Origin of the sequence: Thermacetogenium phaeum DSM 12270, assembly GCF_000305935.1 — a bacterium.
GTDB lineage: Bacteria > Bacillota > DSM-12270 > Thermacetogeniales > Thermacetogeniaceae > Thermacetogenium > Thermacetogenium phaeum.
In genome coordinates, this window is record NC_018870.1 from 2,698,318 (window position 1) to 2,717,233 (window position 18,916).

Genomic DNA, 18,916 nt, shown 5'->3' on the forward strand with positions numbered 1-18,916 from the left:
CTCGGCGAGGCTTTTCCTAATGAGTATCTTCTCCTTATTCTTAGAACAGTCCCATAACCTTGCCAGTGTTGACATCTACGTCGATCCGCCTGAAGGCCGGGTCGGAGCTCGTGCCGGGCATCAGGCTGATGGCACCCGCCATTGGGCAAAGGAACTTGGCGCCCCCGTATACGAGTATGTCGCGGATCGGGAGCCTCCAGTTCTTGGGCACTCCCTTCCAGGTGGGCTCGTGGCTCAAGCTCAGGTGGGTCTTGACCATCATGGTGGCGTAGTCGGCGTACTTGGGATCGGACTCGAACTTCTTGGCCTTCTCTTCGGCCAGCGGAGCCCAGTCGACGCCGTCCGCACCGTAAACCTCTTTGGCGATGAGCTCAACACGCTGCCGCAGCGGCATCTCAAGCGGATAGAGGTACTTGAAGTCGACCTCCTCCTTGCAGGCATCCATAACCGCGTCGGCCAGTTCGAGGGCACCCTCGCCTCCCTTGAGCCAGTGCTCGGATACAGCTGCCCGGGCGCCGGCCTGCTCGGCAACTCTCTTGACAAGAGCTTGCTCGGCCGGGGTATCGGTGTAGAAGCTGTTGATGCAGACCACCGGTTTAATCCCGGACTTCTTGACCACATTGATCATGTGCACCAGGTTCTCGCAGCCCTTTTCCAAAAGAGCGAGGTTTTCCTTGGTGTACTCTTCCGGAATCGGGCGGCCGGGAACGACGGTCGGGCCGCCGCCGTGCATCTTGAGGGCGCGTACCGTGGCCACCAGGATGGAGACATTCGGCTTTAAGCCGCTCAGGCGGCACTTCACATTCCAGAACTTTTCAAACCCGATGTCGGCGGCAAATCCGGACTCTGTTACATGGTAATCAAAGAGCTTCAGCCCGAGGCGGTCGGCAATAATGGAGGACTGGCCGATGGCAATGTTGGCGAAGGGGCCGGCATGGACAAAGCAGGGCTGATGCTCCACGGTGCAGCAGAGCGTCGGGTTAATGGTATTGCGCATCCAGGCGCACATCGCGCCATCGACTTCTAGGTCCGCCGTGGTGATCGGGTTGCCCTTCCTGTCATAGGCAACGACGATGTGTTTCAGGCGCTCCCTGAGGTCCGCCAGGTCTTTGGCCACGGCCAGGATGGCCATCAGCTCGGAGCTGACGGTGATGCCGAACTTGGACTGCATCAGGAAGCCGTCCTTCTTCCCGCCCAGGCCGATGATGATGTTGCGCAGCCCCTGGGCGGCGAAGTCGATAACCCAGCCCATTTCCACATTCTTCGGGTCTATGTCCAGCCTTCTCAGACCCCTCTGGGCCAGCTGCTCATCATCGTAATTGGCCTCATGCTGCATCCTGGCGTTCAAGGCCACCATTGCCAGGTTGTGGGCATTAGTGATGTCGTTAATATCCCCCGTAAGTCCAAGAGAGAACTCGGTCATCGGGATCAAGAGGGCATTCCCGCCGCCGGCAGCGGTACCCTTAATGTTCATGGTGGGTCCGCCGGAGGGCTGGCGGATGGCACCGCCGACATTCTGCCCCCTCTTGCCGAGGCCTTCCATAATCCCCATGGTGGTGGTGGTTTTGCCTTCTCCAAGAGGGGTTGGGGTGATGGCGGTCACTTCAATGTATTTGCCGTCCGGCCTGTCCTTCAGGCGATTCATCACTTTAATAAAATCGATCCTCGGCGTTCTGCCGTAAGGTATCAGCTCGTCCTTCTCCAACCCCAGCTTATCGATCCACTCTTCCGGGGTCGGCATAGTCTTTTCGGCTTCTTCGGCGATCTGCCAATCTTTCATTTTAGTAGGATCAAATGGCATCTACTCACAACTCCCTTCCAAGATTAACTTTTCGCTTAGAGTTCTCTCTTAATCACCAAGCAGCTTCAACCACAATACAGGATTGAATCGATTGGCCCCCTTCTTCCGAGAGCAACACCTCCTTGTCCTTTTTCCCCCCTCAATTTCGTTTTTGTGGTAACTGCATCCCGGTCTATTCTAACCTTGAATGCAGTTTTTCATTACTGGATCTAAAAGCACAGCTTCTGTTTTAACCCTTCCAATTAAGGAAGACACTATGATTATTTTTATTCGCCACAAATTCAATTTTTCCTACTAATAGATTAATTATTTTATTCTGGAATTGGAGGTGTACCTGCCGTGAAAATACATCAAGTTCACCCGCCGGTCTGCCGCTCGACTCCCGATTCCAGGCCGGACAGGACGATGGCTCGCTTCGGGACAGCTCTGGGATGCTGCGTAACAAGTTGCCTGTCCTGTTACCAGGCCTTCCGTAGGTCGCTCGCCGGTAGACCCGCCGGGTATTTTTATGCTCTTTTGGTGCCGCCGCTGGCGGCATGGTGGTCTAATAAAAAGATAGACAGAAAGGCGGCTCATCCTGCTAAGAGGACGGCCGCCTAAAGATTATTCGTAAATCCAAGAGGCAAGGTTTAGAGAATACTCACAGATCTCCGACTCTGTGAAGAAAAGGGCTATTTCTCTGGCCGCGCTCTCCCTGGAGTCCGAACCGTGGATGACATTTCTGCCGATGTCCATCCCGAAGCTTCCCCGGATGGTGCCGGGGGCAGCTTTCCGCGGATCGGTCGCCCCCATCATCTCTCTCACCACACCGACGCAGTCCTTCCCTTCGAGAATCATGGCCACAACCGGGCCCGAGGTGATGTACTCAACCAGCCCTTTGAAGAAGGGCTTCTCCCGGTGCTCGGCGTAGTGCCTGGCGGCCAGTTCCGGTGTGATCCGCATCATCTTGAGGGCGACGATCTGCAAACCCTTCCTTTCGAATCTCCCGATGATCTCTCCGACAAGCCCGCGCTGAACTCCGTCAGGCTTGACCATCACAAAGGTGCGCTCCACGCTTTATCTCTCCTTTAAACAATTATAGCGTTCCTATCATTATTCCCAAAGAAGCCGGGATTTCAAGCGCTCTGCATCAACATCTCAAATTCGCTGGCGTCAATGGTTTCCTTCTCCATCAGGGTGTTGGCAACCAGGTGCAGCTTCTGGATGTTTTCCTCCAGAATCGTCTTCGCCTTCTGATAGCACTGTTCGATGATCCGGCGCGCCTCTTTATCGATAGAGTAGGCGATCTCCTCGCTGTAGTTCCGGTCGCGGGCAATATCCCTACCTAAGAAAACCTGTTCCTGCGGCCTTCCGAAGGTAAGCGGCCCCAGCTCCTCGGACATGCCGTACTCGGTGATCATCTTGCGCACCAAGCCGGTAGCGCGCTCCAGGTCGTTTTGGGCGCCCGTGCTGATATCCTTTAAAACCAGGTCCTCCGAGACCCGCCCCCCGAGCAGGGTGGTGATCTCGTCGAGAAGGCGAGACTTGGTCAGGTAGTGGCGGTCCTCGGTCGGCAGCATCAACGTGTAGCCGCCGGCACGCCCGCGCGGTATAATGGATATCTTGTGCACCGGATCGGTATTGGGGAGCATGCTCCCCACCACCGCGTGCCCCGCTTCGTGGTAGGCCACCAGCCTCTTTTCCTCCTCACTCATCACCCGGGATCTCTTCTCAGGCCCGGCGATCACCCGCTCAATCGAATCCTCCAGTTCTTTCATGGTAATGCTCTTCTTACCTCTCCTGGCAGCCAAGAGAGCCCCTTCATTGACCAGATTGGCCAGATCCGCCCCGGTAAAGCCTGGAGTGCGGCGCGCCAGCACGTCCAGATCCACATCCTCGGCCAGCTTCTTACCCCGCAGGTGCACCTTGAGGATCTCCAGCCTCCCCTTGAGATCGGGGCTGTCGACGACGATCTGGCGGTCAAAGCGCCCCGGTCTGAGCAGCGCCGGGTCGAGGATATCCGGCCGGTTGGTAGCCGCCAGGATGATGATCCCCTCGTTGGCATCGAAGCCGTCCATCTCCACGAGCAGCTGGTTTAAGGTCTGCTCCCTTTCGTCATGCCCGCCGCCGAGCCCGGCACCCCGCTGTCTGCCGACGGCGTCGATTTCATCCACGAAAACGATGCAGGGAGCATTTTTTTTGGCCTGATCGAAGAGATCGCGCACCCGGGCAGCTCCCACTCCCACGAACATCTCCACGAAATCGGAACCGCTGATGCTGAAGAAGGGTACCCCCGCTTCCCCTGCTACAGCCCGGGCAAGCAGGGTCTTTCCGGTGCCAGGAGGTCCGTAGAGAAGAACCCCTTTCGGGATCCTCGCTCCGATCTCGCTGAAACGCTTCGGGTCCTTCAAAAACTCGACGATTTCCTGAAGCTCCTCCTTGGCTTCGTCGACCCCGGCTACATCCTTAAAAGTTACCTTCTGCTTTTCGGGGTCGAGCATGCGCGCTCTGCTGCGGCCAAACTGCATCACCCTGTTGCCGCTGCCCTGGGTCTGTTGAACCATAAAAAAAACAAAACCGGCGATCAACAGAATCGGCAGCAGCGTAGACAGCAGCCCCGCCCACCACGGCGTCCGCTCACTGGGCAGGTAGTTGACCATCGTCTTTTCCGCCAGCAGGTTATGCAGGTTCTGGTCATTCGCAGGGGCGTAAAGGGTGAACTTTTCCCCTTCCTCCGTCACCCCTTCTATATGGTAGCCGCCTTCTCCGTCAGCCTTCAAGGTAACCTTTTCAATCTTACCGGCGGCCAGGACTTCTCGAAAATGATTATAAGTCCAGTATTTTGTCTCTTCCTGGGGTGGCATTGCCAGTTTTAAGGCCAGCGCGGCGAACAAAACCAGGACAAGATAAATAGACAAATTTCTCATAATGCGCCCCACCCTCATCCCCCTTTCTCATCATCCGCATATCCAAAATATTTTATCATATTTCCGCTCTTACATTCAATTTTCGAGCTTATTTTCCCCAGGCAATTTCCTGGCCCGCAAAATAAGGATCCGCCGGGTTTCCGGTAACACCGGAGCAGCACACCCCCTCCTGTACCCAACAACCCAACAGATCTCCTCACCCGACGTCACAAGAGGCACCCTATCCCTCTCTTCCGGAGGTATCCGCAGCTCGCCGAACAGCTTTTTGAGCTTTTTGGTGCCATTAAGGCCAAAAGGCCGGATGCGATCCCCTGCCCGCCGCGTTCGTACTGTTAGAGGCAGCTTCATTTTATCATAATCGAAACATACCTGGTAGTTCTCGGAGAAAAGGCAGCGGATATCACCATCACCCTTCAAGTTTTCCCGCTGCCGGACCTCCGCCTGAAAAAGAAATCCCAGAGCGGGAACCGGCGTCTCTCCCGGCACCTGCAGAACCACCTGCAACCCGCTTTTCGTTGGGTCCTCTGCAGGATGAGGATGGCGACCGTTGACAATAACCCGGAAGTTATCATAGCCCTTTTTCAACCTCACCCCGTGCGGCAGTTGGAGCTCCCCTCCCGGGAGGTTTTTTCTCAGGAATTCCAAACAATTGATGATGTGCCTGTAACCGAGATCCTTAAGACTCCCACCTGCTTCCCTGATCGCCCGGCGCAGCAGGCGCCTGCATACCGCCGGAGGCAGGGAGAGAAAATCCTCTAGGTTCAGCACCGCTTCCCCTTTTCCCCGCTTCCAGAGAACCCTGCGCAGTATTCGCCCGGTCAATTCCTCCAGAAAAGCGTCCTCGGCTCCCATAATTTCCGCCAGCTGCAGAATCGCCCGGTCAACTCCGGGGTTAAACTTCTCCCGCAGATAAGGCAGCAATTCCCTCCGCAGGCGGTTGCGCCGGTAGTCCGTCGTCAGGTTGGAAGCATCGGTGCGCCAGGTCAAAAGGCGGGCACCGCAGTATTCTTCGATTTCCTTTCGAGTCACATCCAGAAAAGGGCGGATTACCATCCCCCGGCGCGGCGGCATTCCGGAAAGACCTTTTGGGCCCGCCCCACGCAGAATATTCAAGAGCACAGTCTCCACCTGATCCCCGGCATGGTGCCCGACGGCGATCCTCTGGGCATTCACCCTCTCCGCCACGTGGTGGAGGAACCGGTAGCGCGCCCACCTCCCGGCATCTTCGATCCCCATTTTCTTCACTGCGGCCAGGCGGGAGACCCGGGCATAACCGACGGTAACAGGGATGCCCAGCTCACGGGCAAACCGCCGGACAAAAGCGGCATCCTCCCCGGCCTCCTGGCGCAGCAGATGGTTCAGGTGGGCCACATGGAGTTCTAAGGGAAAAGAGCGGGAGATCTCGTTGAGAACGGAGAGCAGGGCTACCGAATCCGCCCCCCCGGAAACCCCCACCACAACCCTCATCCCCGGCTCCAGCAGCTCGTATTTTCTGATGAAGTTCTTTACTTTCTCAGGCAGATCGGACACCCGTTATTCACTCCACTTCAACACAATAACGCGCCACCAGCACGCTCATATCGTCCCGGTTTTGATAACCGGCCGCCTTTAAGGCATGCTTCAACACCAGGTCGGCAATCACCTGGGGATCCTCCAGTACAAGCCCCCGCAGGTAATTATAGAGCCAGTCGCCACCGGCGCCTTCATGACCACCGGCCTCGGTTACCCCGTCCGTTGCCATGATCAGAATATCCCCGGACAAGATCCGCCTTTCGAGAACTTCGGGATCGACATCCTCCAGAATCCCCGCCGGCCAGCAGACCGACCTGATGATCTCCACCTGATCACCCCTCTTAAGATAGCTGGGAGGAGCGCCTGCCTTCAAAAACTTTAAGCAGCAGGCATCAAGGTCGGCCAGGGCGAGATCGATAGTGGCGGCGCTTTCCTCCCCTCCCCGCAGATAGAGGGCGGTATTTACTATTGCGGCCGCTGCCCCTGGTTCCAGATCATAGCTTAGCAATTGCTCCATTAATTTTACCACAATCCTGCTTTCGCGGGCAGCATTAATCCCAGCCCCCATCCCGTCGCTGAGCGTCATGAGAAGGCGGCGGGACTCCAGGTGGGCCACACCCAGGCTGTCCCCACACAAAGTCTCACTAAAGCGCGGGCGCTGGGCAAACCCGACTTGTGCATGAAGCGGCCGGGCCGGGGGGGCTTCTTTCCCTTCACCTAAGATGGACTGGAAGCGCCCTGCAATCAGGTACAATCCCACCGCCAGGATGCTTTCCCAGAAGTGCCCCACCAGCCCCTCCTGCTGTCCGTAAAAGGCGGCGAACAGAAGAGTGCTCAGCAAAAATCCCCCGATCACACAGGCCCGTCCGCAGTTTTTGAAAAGGCCGGCAAAAAATCCGGTAGCCGCGTAAAACCCCGTGCGCTGCAGCAGGCTCCAGAAGTTGCCGGAAAGCAGCCCTATAACCACTCCCGCAGCTGCCCCCCAGCCGGCTCCGAAAGTACCGGCAACCAGCAGGAGAACGCCGCGCCCCAAAACATCCCCGATCAGGGCGGGCCCAACCCGGAGATCGCCGAGCCCGAGAATGACGCAAACAATCAGGAGGTAAAAGGAAAGCCTCTTTTCCCTCCTGTAATTATTCAGAAGGAAGTGGATGGGGATCACAATCAGCCCGGCCAGCACCGATTCGGCGATCAGGCCCGGCAAAAATCCGGGCTTCGGTCCATTTAAAAGGAAACACCCGTATTTAACCGCAAGGTTCGTTCCTCCCGCCACCAGGGCGGCGGAAATCCTGGATTCTCTGAGCCTTGCCCTCCCCCTCCGAGCCAGCAGGGCAGCACTCCCGGCGACAAGCAAATCCCCGATCAACCCTCCGGAAAAAGCAGACGGCGGCCTGCTCCCCACACCCAGAAAAACACCGGCCAGCGCCGGCCAGAAAAGATGGGAGGGAAGAACGGCCGTCGTCACCACCAGAGGAACTGTCAAGGGAGCCAGGTCGCTGAGCAAAGCGCGACCGGCAGACAGCCCGATTAGGAAATAAAACAGGTACCACCCCGGCGCGACATTTGCTGCCGCCAAAATCGTTGCCAGCTGCCTTAGCCGGCCGACCAATACGGTCACGGCTACCCCCCCTGCCGTCTTAATCCCCAATATTATAATTCAACATTGGTTAAAATATTGGGGATTTTTGGCAGGGATAGCCTTTTTACGACGACACGGAGAAGCAAAAATCCCACCCTTTTTGCGGTGGGATTCGACGCTGGTGACCCGTAGGGGATTCGAACCCCTGTTACCGGCGTGAAAGGCCGGTGTCTTAGACCACTTGACTAACGGGCCAGCCTGGTAGCGGCGGCTGGATTCGAACCAGCGACACTGCGGGTATGAACCGCATGCTCTGACCAGCTGAGCTACGCCGCCATTTTCGATTTTGGTAGCGGGGGATGGATTCGAACCATCGACCTTCGGGTTATGAGCCCGACGAGCTACCGCTGCTCCACCCCGCATCGACACTTAACATTATGCATAAAAATATGGACTCTGTCAAGAGCAATTAGGAGGCGTCCGCAGAACGACCAGAGTTTCGTTCACAGCACTTTGGTCGGTTAAAAAAGATATTGCAAAAAGTAGGTATCTCTAAATTATTATGGTTGTGGTGTAAAAAACCTTTTTGCCCTCGAAAATCTAATAACAAGCCCCGTCTAATGCTTTGTCGTTTCAAGAGCCTACCTGAGATATTACACTGCCCCGGCAGCATTGATAAAGATCAGACGCATAGCCTAGATCAGCCCCCAGATCCGGGCGTCCTCCTGCCCCAGACGCCAGGCAGCAAATCCCGGCAGGCCCAGCGTCCGGATCAGGCCGAGTTTGACCGCGAAGCTGCGGGCATCCTCAAACCAGACAATATGGCGGGTGCCGTCGGCAGTGTAAGTATAGGTTGACTCCTGTGCCTGTTCGTCGTAAATGATGGGAACTCCGTAGCGCCGGGCGCGGGCAACGGCCTCGGCGTGGGAAAGGGTTTCCGGAAACCCTCCTTCCTCCTGCCAGTCATAACCGTAGACAGCCATTCCCAGCTTAATCTTCTCTCGGGGAATTTCTGTCAGAGCAAAATCGAGCACTCTTCGCACAAAGCCGATCGAGGCAATGGGCCCAGGCACGGTAAAGTGCTCATCATAGGCAAGAATAAAAACCTGATGGCTGTACTGCCCCAGGGCGGCGTAGGAGAAGGCACCGGAGAAGGGGTGCTGGGGGTCGTCGGAGAGTTTGGCCGGCGCGGATATGGTCACGAGAAACCAGGGGGCAAGCCGTGAATAAAGTTCCCTCATGAAGGCGTTGAGGTACGGCCGGTCCGCGGGAGGGACGAATTCAAAGTCGATATTGACCCCGGCGAAGGATCTGGATGCCAGCACCACTTCGATACTATCCACCAGCCGGCGGCGGAGGGTTGCATCGACCAGCAGATCGTGAATGATGGCACCCAATTGAGGGTCGGAGTAGTTGTGAACAATAGCGATAATCGGCACGTCGTTCTCTTTTGCCGTCCTCTCCACGTCCGGAGCCGACTGGTCCAGCAGTCCTCCCTCCTGGGTAACCCCAAACCAGAAGGGTACCAGAGCATCTATTTTATCCAGGTGCTGCAAAAAACTCGACCTGGCATCAGGCACATTGACATAAAACCACAGCCGTTCCAGTGCGATCACCTCAAATTCTGATGTTCTCTCGGCGCTCACTGTACCATTATATGCCAGGGTTTTTCATTATGTTACGCCCAGCTGGGGCAGAACCAGTGGTTCGTCCCCTCATCGCTAAGGGCTGCGGCTGCCCGGCCTCTTATCTTCTTTATACCCCGTTTGCCGATGAGGGCAGGTCGCGGTGGGAGGATAGGGAAGGGGGGCCACTACCCCCCTTCCCTATTACCTTTTTTGCGTTTGCTTTTCCTGTACCTGATTCTCCAGCCAGGAGAGCCACGGTTCGAAGCCCTCGCCTGAGCGCGCCGAAACGCGGAAGAGCATTAGTTCCGGGTTGATCTGCTTCAAGTCCTTTTCCAGCTGATCGACATCGCAGTCGATATAGGGCAGCAGGTCGATCTTGTTGATCAGCACGGCCCGGGACTCCCGAAAGACCAGGGGGTATTTCACAGGCTTGTCATTCCCCTCGGTGACGCTCAAAACGGCTGCTCTGGCATCCTCACCCAAGTCGAACTCCGCGGGGCAGACCAGGTTTCCCACATTCTCCACGATCAGGAGATCGATCTCCCTAAGGTCGAAGTCCTCCAGGGTTGGTTTAACCATCCTGGCATCCAGGTGGCACGCCCCTGCGGTGTTGATCTGCACCACGGGTACCCCGTACTTCTCAATGCGCTCCGCATCCCTGGTGGTGTAAATATCCCCCTCGACCACACCCAGCTTCAGGCGTCCAGAAAGACCTTCGATGGTCCGCTCCAGGACGCTGGTCTTTCCCGAGCCGGGGGAACTCATCAGGTTGAGCACAAAGACCCCCTTTTGGAGAAACACTTTCCTGTTCTCCGCGGCCACCTCGTCATTTTGCTGCAGCACCGGTGCTGCCATCCGTACCTTTACCATCCTTCAATCACCTTCATAGTAGTCGATATAGAGATCCCTTCCGGAGGCCACCTTCACATTAGGGCCGGAACAGAAGGGGCAGAGAAAAACGAAATCCTTAATGTCAAAGCTGCGGTGGCAGTCCCTGCACTCTCCCCGCACCGGTTCCATGCGGATTTCCAAAACCGCATCGCGAAACAGCTCCTCCTCCTTGAAGGACTCAAAGGCGAACTGCAGGGCATCGGGCACCGCCATGGTCATCTCTCCGACCACCAGCAAGACCTTAGTGATTCTCTTGACGTTGTTCTCTGATGCGCTTTTCCTGAGCAGGTTGACGACCCCTTGCATCAGCGAAAGCTCGTGCATAGGGACACCACCATCCTTTGCACCTTAAGCGGCACCTCCTTCATTGTAAACAAAACCCGCCGCCCACGCAATCCCCACTGCCTCGTCGGGTAAAAAGAAAAGAGCGCCCCATCCCGACAGGCAGGGCATCCGCCGATAGTCATCCTGAAATCACGCCTTCGACAACGAAAGGGCTCAAACGGAACGGATGGCTGGCCCATGGAAGCACCGGCAACTACAGGGATAGAGGATAGGGAAACGCCCCTGTTCTCTTCTCCCATTGGCCGAAATCAGCCGATCATCTTTTTTGCCTCCGCCAGCACGCGCTCACAGGCCGGTTCCACCGCCGCCGCCACCCTGGGGGAGAGGCCTTCACAGTAGGCTTCTTCCGTGAGGATCTCGACGCCGACGATCCGCAGCTCCCGCGGCAACCTGCCCAGCACTCCGGCCATGGTGATGGCATCAATGACATTAAAACCGTGCAGGCAGAGGGGGAGAAAGTTCCGCGGTGGAAGGGATGTTCCTTCGAAGACATGGATGGTTCCCGGCTCGGCCCCGCTCATAACCGCATCGACGACAATCACCTTATCGAACCCTTCCCAGAGATCAAGCAGCTTGAGGCCGGGTGTACCGGCCTCAAGCACTTCAATCCCCTCCGGGATCTGCCCCTCTTTCAGCCTCCTCGCCACGTGCAGCCCAACCGCGTCGTCGGACGAGTAGCGGTTGCCGCAGCAGACGATGAGCAGTTCGGGTTTCATTTAGCCCTCCCGGCGGATATTGACCTTTATCGAGTGCGTCGCGCAGGACTGGCACGGGTCGTAGTTCCGAACCATCATCTCACACTTCAGCTTCAGATCCTCATCAGGCAGATCGAGCAGCTTCGGAACAAACTCGTGAAAGTCCTTTTCCAGGTTGTAGACGTTTCTGGCGGTTGGAGCGACGATATCCCACTTCTGGCAGACGCCGTCCTTGTCGATCTTCCCACCGTGACAGCAGATGCCGCGGGCGGCCTCGGTAACGGCATAGGATTCGCCGGCCTTGACCTCGTACTTCGGCTCTTCCTGCTTGGGCTCGCCGATCTCATCGATGAGAGCGATCGAAGCATCGATGGCATGCACGATCTCAATGGTCCGGGCAACGATGCTCTTGAAGGGGTTGAAGTCCGGGGCCTGGAAGCCGACCTCCTTGGCCACCGCTTTCGCATCGGCGGAAAGCTGATCGAAGTTGTTGTTAACCCGGGCGAGCGGGCCTACCAGGAAGGAATCCCGTCCCTTGATCACGGCGTGCTTGCAGTTGCAGCCTGGCACGTGTTTTTCGATGAGCCATTCCGGATACTCCCACTCCGGAACATTGAGGCCTTCGGTGGAGACGAGCCGCCCTTCGTTGATGGCGTACCTGTTGTCATCGTGGAGGGCCACATGCTCGCACTTCCGGACGAGATCCGGGTACGGAGGCTGGGAGGCCAGCTTCGCCGCCAGCTTCACCGAAGCAATGGCGAACTCCTTGGAGGCCTTCAGGCGCTCCTTCAAGTTCCTGAGATCGGAGCCGGACGGAACAGAAGTGAAGCCCCCGACAACAGAGGTCCTGTTCTGGATCTCATGGCCCTGGATTACTACACTCATATCGTTCCCCAGCCGCTTGAGAGCCAGGGCCTGCTTGACAACCGGGAGCAGTTCCGGATCTCCGGCCATGGCCAGAACGCTCTCATACCCCAGGAAGTCCGGTGCCGCCAGGCAGTAGACGTGCAGGGTATGGCTTTGGATCCAGTCCCCGTAGTGCAATAACTCTCTCAACAGCTTAGTCTGCAGGCTGACCTTGACTCCCATGGCCGCTTCCACCGCCCTGACTGCCGCCAAGTGATGGGCATGAGGGCAAATACCGCAGATCCGCTGGACTAATTCGGGAATCTCATCATATTTCCTGCCGATCAGGAAAGCCTCGAAGAACCTCGGGGGTTCCCAGACCTCCCAGCGAGCCTTTTTGATCTCCCCGTTAGGTCCAAGAATGATGTCAATGGCGCCGTCCCCCTCAGTGCGGGCTATGTAATCGACAAATATCCTCCTCTCGTTCATAGCGCTTCAGCTCCTTTACTAAACTCCGGTGTGTTCCCCGCATACTTGCGGAACTTCCGCACCACATCCGCCTTGGACAAACCGAGCTCGGAGGCAAAGGTTCTGGCCAGAGAGGCCGCGTTGCAGTCGCTGGCAGGGCCGCGGCAGCCCTCGCAAGGCCGTCCCAGACTGGGGCAGAGAGCACCGCAACCGGCAGCGGTCACAGAACCCATGCACGGTTTGCCCTTGGTGAGAAGCAGGCATTCATTCTCCTTAAGCTTGCACTCATTGCAAACGCTGTGGTACCGGAAGAGCGGGTTTGTCCCCTGAAGCGCGCACTTCACAAGGGTTACCAGTTCCCCTAGATCGATGGCACAGCCGCGCAGGTAGGCGTCCACCTTCACATAGTAGTCAATGCCGTGAGCCGGAATCGACTTCAGATCCCACAGCTCGGTGTAGACCTTTTCCTCAACCTCTCTTTCGGTCATGCCGCAGTAATTCTTGATGGATGGGACGCCACCGAAGCAGGCGCAGGTGCCCATGGCCACCAGCACTTTGCACTCCTCGCGGATCTTCTTAAGCTCCAGAAGCTCCCTCGGAGAGGTGACAGCTCCCTCCACAAATCCAATATCATAGGGGCCCTCATGGTTCTCCCGTTTGGCCATAACGAAGTACCTGATATCGATCGCGCCGACAACGTCCAGCAACACAGGCTCCAGGTTGAGCACCGACAACTGGCATCCGGCACAGGAACTGAACTTAAAGAATGCAACTTTTGGTTTCGCCACCTAGCACACCTCCTTAAAAGACCCCGCCGGGAATGTCCATGATATCGGCATACCTGAAGACGGGACCATCCTGGCAGACGAAGACCGGCCCCATCTGGCAGTTGCCGCACTTCTTAATTCCGCAGCTCATGCGGCGCTCCAGAGATACATAGATCTGCTCGGGGCTCCAGCCGCGCTTCAAGAGGTCGAGCACCACGAATTTCATCATGATATCGGGGCCGCAGGTGACAACTATGGTGTTCTCTTTGCCGACGGAGATCTTGTCGAACAACGTGGTAACCACACCGATGCTGTGCCCCCACTCGACTCCCGGCGGGCAGAAATCCACCGTCAGGTGCAGCCTAGTATCGGGAATTCGGCGCCACTCATCATACTCATCGGTGAAGAGCATGCCCTCCGGTGTTCTGCAGCCGTACAGAATCTCAAAGGTGCCGTACTCGGAACGCCGGGCCTGGATATACTTGATGACCGGCCGCAGAGGAGCCAATCCGATACCGCCCGCTACCAGGAGGACATCCTTCCCCTTCATCTCTTCAACCGGCCAGCCGAAGCCGAAGGGGCCGCGGATACCGACGATATCCCCCTCTTTGAGCTGGGCGAGGGCATTGGTCACATTACCAACGGCGCGAATGGTGTGATCAAAGGATCCTTTGACATCGGCGCAGGAGCTGATGGAGATGGCAGATTCACCCACACCGAAGACACTGATCAAGTTGAAAACACCGGGGTCATACGTATAGGCTTCCTGAACCTTGGGGTCCACAAAGGAGAAGGTATAGGTTCGCACATCCGGTGTTTGCTGCTTGATCGACTTGATTACGGCCTTCTGAGGCTCCCACGGGTTGATTTCCGGGACCACCTTCTTGGCCGGCGGTTTATAGAGCCTGACCTCCTTAGCCGGGCCGGGGCTGGACTGAATCCTGGCCACGACATCCACCGGATCGATGTGTTTGATGCAGGCGGTTACACAGCGGCCGCAGCCCACACATCCGTTAACACCGAACTGCTGTTTGTAGTAGGCCAGCTTATGATACATTCTCTGTTTCAAACGAGCAGTCCTGTCCGGCATAAAGATGTGGTCCAGCGCCACCCGGGAGAACTCGTAAAACATACAGGAATCCCAATAACGCTGCCGCTCGCCCTTCTCCAAAGTCAGGTCGACATAATCCTTGACCCCAAAACAGTAGCAGGTGGGGCAAACGGTGGTGCAGGAGCCACAGGCCAGACATTCCTCTTTCAGTTCTAACCAGACCGGGTGGTCGAAGTTTTGATGCAGGAATGTTCCCAGATCGCCGCCTACACTGATGCGCCGCGTCATGTCGTGCTGGCAGGAACGCAGCGCCTTTTTCCCGGCAACGAGATCCTCATCGGCGGCAGCAGCCAGCCCCGCTGCTAGCTCTCTCCCCTTTTCACTCCCGACGACAACAACATACTTATCTCCGATGTCCGTCAAGGAAAGATCGAAACCATAATCCGCTTCCGGGCCTGTATTGAAGGAACCGCAAAAACCATTCTCACAGGGCGCCACGCAGTTCAAGACAACAATTGCTGTGTTTTCCCGGCGAGCCTTGTAGTACGGATCGGGATAGGTCTCCAGGAAAACCTTATCCAGGCTCAGCAGCCCGTTCAGGTCACAGGGATGCACCCCAAAGAGTACCCGTTTCCCTACCTCCGGCACATCCTTCTTTTTCTCAACGGCTCCCTCAAACTCGAAAAGGACCTCTCCTGGCATATGGATGAACTTCTTCGTCGGCGGAAGAATGGTTGTATCATAATCAAGACGCAGCGCCTCCGTGTCATCGATGGCAGCGAAAACGAACTTTTCGCCCTTGGCAACCGGGCCCACAACTTCATAGTCCTTTTTCAGCTTTGCCACAAAACTACCTAACTCCGCTTTCGGGAGCACAAATGCTTCCACTGGCTAAATACACCTCCCACAAATGCTTTTTCCCGCGAACCAATCTTTCGCCCCCAAAATCAATACTCTCCGGCCACACCCCCCTGAACCGTATTTCCCCCTTAATTGTGTCTTTCCAGAAGATTAGCTCAAATTTCAACCGATAAACAGTGATTGATCACTTCTACATCGGCGCCGGAAATCCTTCCGGCGAACATGGAAAAAATAGAGTTTTCTTGCCGCGGAACAGAGTGCAGATTAAAGAGCATGAACAAGAAAGGCGCAAATGGCGGGAACAAAGAGGTTTTTTGGGATAACATGATAATGGATGGAAACGGGATGATATGGTTACGAAAGAAGGGGGGGGGAAAGGATGGCAGGCCTTTTTGTTGCTGTTCTAATTCAGCATTAATTTGGCCCCGGTGGCCAGGAGAACAATCCCCAGCAGCTTCCACCAGGTGAAGGGGATCTCTTTCAGGCCGAACAGCCCGAAATGATCGATTATCAACGCCGTGGAAACCTGGCCGACGATAATGGATGTTGTCGCAACGGCAACGCCCAGCTTGGAGATGCTGAACATGACGGTGTAGATAATGACAACGCTCAAGATGCCCCCCAGATAGGCATACCAGGGGGCTTCTCCGATCCTGCTTAAATCCCCTTGCCCCAGTTTTAACAGCAGCAGCGCTACCAGCGCAGCTGCTCCTATTACATGAACGATGAAATTCGCCTCCAGCAGACCGATAACCTTGCTCAAGCAGGTATTCAGAGAGCCCTGGAGAGCCATGGAAACACCGGCAACAACCGCAACCAAGAGAGGAACAAGAGCGATATCCATTGAAAACCCCTTCCGCGATCTTATTTCGCAACTGCTGCTCCGATTCTTGCTGCGCTAGAGTGAGATCATCTCCAGAATAATCCCCTGCAGGAGATCGGCCTCGCTGACGGTAATCCCCGGTGCCCCTAGATAGGTGAGAATAGCCCAGAGGATGGTCGTCCCGGCGACGATGATGTCCACCCGTTCCGGCTGGAGCCCGGGCACCCTCTTTCTCTCCTCACTATTTTTAGCTGCAAGGGAAAACATTATTCTCTCCACCGCCGCCCTTGTCAGGTAGTACCCCTGAATGCGCCCGGGGTCGTATCTCTCCAGGGCCTGATCCACGGCTGCCAGTGTCGTAATGGTTCCGCCCACCCCAACCAGGTCCTGGCGGAACCCCCTTAGATCATCCAGGGCGCTTTTGAGAGAGCCGAGGATTTCCGGCAGAAGGAGGGGATGCTCAGTAAGGCGGACGGCACCGAGAGGAACGCTGCGGCAAGAAAGAGCATCCCCTCCTCCTTCGGCGAGGGGATAGGTAAATTCCGTGCTCCCACCACCGATGTCGATGACGGCCGCCCTTCTCCCGAGCGACAAACTGCGGCAGACACCGACATAGTTCAAGCGGGCCTCTTCCTCACCGCTGATGACATCCACAATCAGGCCGGCTTCATCCCGGGCACGCTCCAAAAAAAAGGCAGCATTTGCAGCCTCCCGCACGGCGCTTGTCGCCACCGCCCGAATCCGAGAAACCCCGTAGCTTCTAGCTAGAGATAAGAACCCCTGGAGTGCAACTACCGTCCGCCGCACAGGCTCTTGTTGCAGATAACCCTTTTCGGAAAGGCCTTCCCCGATGCGCGTCATCCTCAGGGTGAACAGCACCGGGACGAGGCGCCCCTCTCTGATATCCGCAATCAACAAACGACAGGAATTGGTGCCGACATCGATTGCCGCATAGCGCTCACCGTAAGCTGACATGAAGATACCCCTAGTCGCGGATTTGCCGTTCATTTTGCGGAGGCTCCTGCACATAGCCGGGAACTGCAGGCTGTAGCAGCACCTCACCGGGCTTAACCAGCCCCAGCTCCCTCCGCGCCGCTTCTTCTATATAAGCATCGCTGGAATAATACCGGATCTTGTCCAAAATCTCCTGCCTCTGCTGCCGCAGGGCCCGCTCCTGGCGCTGATACTCCCGGAGTTCCCCCTGCAGCTTCCAGATCTTCAACTGCGGCGGCAGGATGATCAGAAACAGAGCCGAGGCAGCGAGAACCCACCAGACGGCTCTCCGCTTCCACTTCGGCCCTTTACTCCTCTTCACCGAGTTTCCGACGCTTCTCCTCCGCAACTTATGGTTAAGCCTCCTCATCATTCTCCCCCCCGAATAAACCGAGAGTGGTCGGGATCACAATTACAACCTCATAACCCTTGCTGCGCGCCCGGTTCAGGAGGGTGGCTACGGTCGCCGCATTAATGCCCATTCTCCTGGCTATTTCCTCGTTGCTGCAGCCGGTTTCCTTGAGAACAACCGCCTGTTTTTCACGGAAACTGAGTTTTTCGGCACCACGAATCTCCAGATGCAATCTTTTCCCACCGGACCTCGAGACAAAATATCCACATATTGTGGACATATTGTGGATATTTTTTGGATAAGTATTCTCTGTCCGGGGTGAAAATCCTTCCCAGATGCCCAAATCTAAGGAACATTTTTTCAAAAGCTGCCGTTGAAGGGCGAGGCAGGCCTCCACGAGGGGGATTTTCAGGGCTTTTTCCTCCGCCTCCGGCACCACTCCAGTAAGCTGCGCCTGAGGGTGCGCCAGCCCCATTGCAGAGGCAGGAGCAACAGGCGAAAAACCCCACAGAGAAACTGCAGGCTAAAACCGAGGAGACAAACGGCAAAGCAAAAGGGAAACAGAAGGGTTCGCCAGCAAAAGACGAACGCCCTCCAAAGGAAGCCGAGGAAGAGCCCTGTCTGCCGAAAGCACCACAATAACGGCCACAGCACAAAAGGGCTTAATAATTTCAAATAAATCCCCATCCCGGCGGGAATCAGCAGGATAGAAAAGAGGCGTACCTCCCCGCCGGTAAGTATCATAAAGACGTAATACGCCGCCCCGGCGCTGATAACCCAGAAGAGGAGGTCTGTTACCTGGGTCAAGAAATAACCCGGCTTCGTGTATCTGCGCAGGAGGCGGTAGCAGTCGAAGAAGAGGCCGACGCCCATCCCCGTCGCTGTTAGGGCGACCAGCATCAAAAGCTCCTGGGCTACAGTACGGCTCATTTGAGCAGGCGTTCGAGAATATTCTTCCCTTTCATTTTGATTTTCTTTCCCCTATCTTCGGCGTACTTGATGGAGACAATCAAACCTTCAACAACCAGTTCCCCCGCCGTCAGGTCGAGGTGGGTGATATGCAATCCCTCCCCCTCCAGAATGAGAGAGCCGATCACAGTTTCCAGGGCTATTTCCCGTTCGTCAAAGCTGACCACCTTTTGCACCCCCGTCGCTTCCAGTCGCTCCCGGTTGGTCAACGTTAAATCCTGAGCAGACTGCGACATCTCCGCTCCCCTCCCTTCCTCCATCCTCCTTTCATAATATGAAGAGGGAGGGGCGTTTAGACCCTCCCTCACTACCGTTGTTCGGCATAACAAAATCCGGTTCATACCGCCCTCCTGTCTCGATAAAAGAGCCAACAGCTCCTTCGGGCAATCGTTCCGGCCAGGGGGTTATTTCCCGCCATTGCGGTCCCTA

General features: G+C 56.3%; 19 protein-coding genes and 3 tRNA genes. 1 reads left to right on the forward strand and 21 read right to left on the reverse strand.

Going from position 1 to position 18,916, the window contains the following annotated elements; genetic code table 11:
• Positions 1-40 precede the first annotated feature (40 nt).
• Positions 41-1,801 (reverse strand): formate--tetrahydrofolate ligase, encoded by a 1,761-nt coding sequence (locus tag TPH_RS13300; RefSeq protein ID WP_015051706.1) that lies wholly within the window; start codon positions 1,799-1,801, stop codon positions 41-43.
• 339 nt (positions 1,802-2,140) lie between these two features.
• On the opposite strand from TPH_RS13300, the gene TPH_RS15270 reads away from it, so the two are divergent.
• Positions 2,141-2,401: a hypothetical protein gene (locus TPH_RS15270; RefSeq protein WP_015051707.1), complete on the forward strand. Its 261-nt coding sequence runs from the start codon at positions 2,141-2,143 to the stop codon at positions 2,399-2,401.
• A gap of 3 nt (positions 2,402-2,404) precedes the next feature.
• Here TPH_RS15270 and ndk read toward each other — a convergent pair whose 3' ends face one another.
• The 20 genes from ndk to yabP all read right to left on the reverse strand — a co-directional run bounded on the left by ndk (position 2,405) and on the right by yabP (position 18,747).
• Positions 2,405-2,854, reverse strand: coding sequence for a nucleoside-diphosphate kinase (gene ndk, locus TPH_RS13305; RefSeq protein ID WP_015051708.1), 450 nt, complete (start codon positions 2,852-2,854; stop codon positions 2,405-2,407).
• A 62-nt stretch (positions 2,855-2,916) separates the two neighbouring features.
• Positions 2,917-4,707, reverse strand: a complete 1,791-nt coding sequence (gene ftsH, locus TPH_RS13310; RefSeq protein WP_081578728.1) for an ATP-dependent zinc metalloprotease FtsH — start codon at positions 4,705-4,707, stop codon at positions 2,917-2,919.
• A gap of 75 nt (positions 4,708-4,782) precedes the next feature.
• Positions 4,783-6,237 carry a tRNA lysidine(34) synthetase TilS gene (gene tilS / locus TPH_RS13315; RefSeq protein ID WP_015051710.1) on the reverse strand — a complete coding sequence of 485 codons (1,455 nt, stop codon included), beginning with the start codon at positions 6,235-6,237 and terminating at the stop codon, positions 4,783-4,785.
• Positions 6,238-6,244: 7 nt separating this feature from the next.
• Positions 6,245-7,837: a SpoIIE family protein phosphatase gene (locus TPH_RS13320; RefSeq protein ID WP_015051711.1), complete on the reverse strand. Its 1,593-nt coding sequence runs from the start codon at positions 7,835-7,837 to the stop codon at positions 6,245-6,247.
• A 140-nt stretch (positions 7,838-7,977) separates the two neighbouring features.
• Positions 7,978-8,053 (reverse strand) — tRNA-Glu (locus TPH_RS13325).
• A gap of 4 nt (positions 8,054-8,057) precedes the next feature.
• Positions 8,058-8,134: transfer RNA gene (locus TPH_RS13330), tRNA-Met, on the reverse strand.
• A gap of 11 nt (positions 8,135-8,145) precedes the next feature.
• Positions 8,146-8,220, reverse strand: a tRNA-Met gene (locus TPH_RS13335).
• A 273-nt stretch (positions 8,221-8,493) separates the two neighbouring features.
• On the reverse strand, positions 8,494-9,405 hold the full coding sequence (locus TPH_RS13340) for a glycosyl hydrolase family 18 protein (RefSeq protein WP_028991277.1): 912 nt from the start codon (positions 9,403-9,405) through the stop codon (positions 8,494-8,496).
• 222 nt (positions 9,406-9,627) lie between these two features.
• Positions 9,628-10,296, reverse strand: coding sequence for a hydrogenase nickel incorporation protein HypB (hypB, locus tag TPH_RS13345; RefSeq protein WP_037999159.1), 669 nt, complete (start codon positions 10,294-10,296; stop codon positions 9,628-9,630).
• 3 nt (positions 10,297-10,299) lie between these two features.
• Positions 10,300-10,641: a hydrogenase maturation nickel metallochaperone HypA gene (gene hypA / locus TPH_RS13350; RefSeq protein WP_015051714.1), complete on the reverse strand. Its 342-nt coding sequence runs from the start codon at positions 10,639-10,641 to the stop codon at positions 10,300-10,302.
• Between the two features lie 269 nt (positions 10,642-10,910).
• Positions 10,911-11,378 carry a hydrogenase maturation protease gene (locus TPH_RS13355; protein ID WP_015051715.1) on the reverse strand — a complete coding sequence of 156 codons (468 nt, stop codon included), beginning with the start codon at positions 11,376-11,378 and terminating at the stop codon, positions 10,911-10,913.
• Positions 11,379-12,692: a Ni/Fe hydrogenase subunit alpha gene (locus tag TPH_RS13360; RefSeq protein ID WP_015051716.1), complete on the reverse strand. Its 1,314-nt coding sequence runs from the start codon at positions 12,690-12,692 to the stop codon at positions 11,379-11,381.
• Positions 12,689-13,459 (reverse strand): NADH-quinone oxidoreductase subunit B family protein, encoded by a 771-nt coding sequence (locus TPH_RS13365; RefSeq protein ID WP_015051717.1) that lies wholly within the window; start codon positions 13,457-13,459, stop codon positions 12,689-12,691. Before TPH_RS13365 ends, TPH_RS13360 begins: the two co-directional genes overlap by 4 nt.
• A 13-nt stretch (positions 13,460-13,472) precedes the next feature.
• Positions 13,473-15,377: a 4Fe-4S dicluster domain-containing protein gene (locus tag TPH_RS14930; protein ID WP_015051718.1), complete on the reverse strand. Its 1,905-nt coding sequence runs from the start codon at positions 15,375-15,377 to the stop codon at positions 13,473-13,475.
• Positions 15,378-15,753: 376 nt separating this feature from the next.
• On the reverse strand, positions 15,754-16,194 hold the full coding sequence (locus tag TPH_RS13375) for a DMT family transporter (RefSeq protein ID WP_015051719.1): 441 nt from the start codon (positions 16,192-16,194) through the stop codon (positions 15,754-15,756).
• A 54-nt stretch (positions 16,195-16,248) separates the two neighbouring features.
• Positions 16,249-17,181, reverse strand: coding sequence for a Ppx/GppA phosphatase family protein (locus TPH_RS13380; protein WP_015051720.1), 933 nt, complete (start codon positions 17,179-17,181; stop codon positions 16,249-16,251).
• Positions 17,159-17,515, reverse strand: a complete 357-nt coding sequence (locus TPH_RS13385; protein WP_015051721.1) for an FtsB family cell division protein — start codon at positions 17,513-17,515, stop codon at positions 17,159-17,161. The genes TPH_RS13380 and TPH_RS13385 overlap by 23 nt, the downstream gene beginning before the upstream one ends.
• 7 nt (positions 17,516-17,522) lie before the next feature.
• On the reverse strand, positions 17,523-17,750 hold the full coding sequence (locus TPH_RS13390) for a sigma factor-like helix-turn-helix DNA-binding protein (RefSeq protein ID WP_015051722.1): 228 nt from the start codon (positions 17,748-17,750) through the stop codon (positions 17,523-17,525).
• A 176-nt stretch (positions 17,751-17,926) separates the two neighbouring features.
• Positions 17,927-18,448, reverse strand: coding sequence for a spore cortex biosynthesis protein YabQ (yabQ, locus tag TPH_RS13395; protein ID WP_028991274.1), 522 nt, complete (start codon positions 18,446-18,448; stop codon positions 17,927-17,929).
• Positions 18,445-18,747, reverse strand: coding sequence for a sporulation protein YabP (yabP, locus tag TPH_RS13400; protein WP_201764459.1), 303 nt, complete (start codon positions 18,745-18,747; stop codon positions 18,445-18,447). The genes yabQ and yabP overlap by 4 nt, the downstream gene beginning before the upstream one ends.
• Positions 18,748-18,916 lie beyond the last annotated feature (169 nt).

Coding starts and splice junctions, on each gene's coding strand:
- hypB (WP_037999159.1), bottom strand. CDS start 10,296: ATGGTAAAGGTACGGATGGCAGCACCGGTGCTGCAGCAAAATGACGAG.
- yabQ (WP_028991274.1), bottom strand. CDS start 18,448: ATGAGCCGTACTGTAGCCCAGGAGCTTTTGATGCTGGTCGCCCTAACA.
- TPH_RS13300 (WP_015051706.1), bottom strand. CDS start 1,801: ATGCCATTTGATCCTACTAAAATGAAAGATTGGCAGATCGCCGAAGAA.
- hypA (WP_015051714.1), bottom strand. CDS start 10,641: ATGCACGAGCTTTCGCTGATGCAAGGGGTCGTCAACCTGCTCAGGAAA.
- ftsH (WP_081578728.1), bottom strand. CDS start 4,707: ATGAGAAATTTGTCTATTTATCTTGTCCTGGTTTTGTTCGCCGCGCTG.
- TPH_RS13380 (WP_015051720.1), bottom strand. CDS start 17,181: ATGAACGGCAAATCCGCGACTAGGGGTATCTTCATGTCAGCTTACGGT.
- yabP (WP_201764459.1), bottom strand. CDS start 18,747: ATGGAGGAAGGGAGGGGAGCGGAGATGTCGCAGTCTGCTCAGGATTTA.
- TPH_RS13375 (WP_015051719.1), bottom strand. CDS start 16,194: ATGGATATCGCTCTTGTTCCTCTCTTGGTTGCGGTTGTTGCCGGTGTT.
- TPH_RS13360 (WP_015051716.1), bottom strand. CDS start 12,692: ATGAACGAGAGGAGGATATTTGTCGATTACATAGCCCGCACTGAGGGG.
- TPH_RS13355 (WP_015051715.1), bottom strand. CDS start 11,378: ATGAAACCCGAACTGCTCATCGTCTGCTGCGGCAACCGCTACTCGTCC.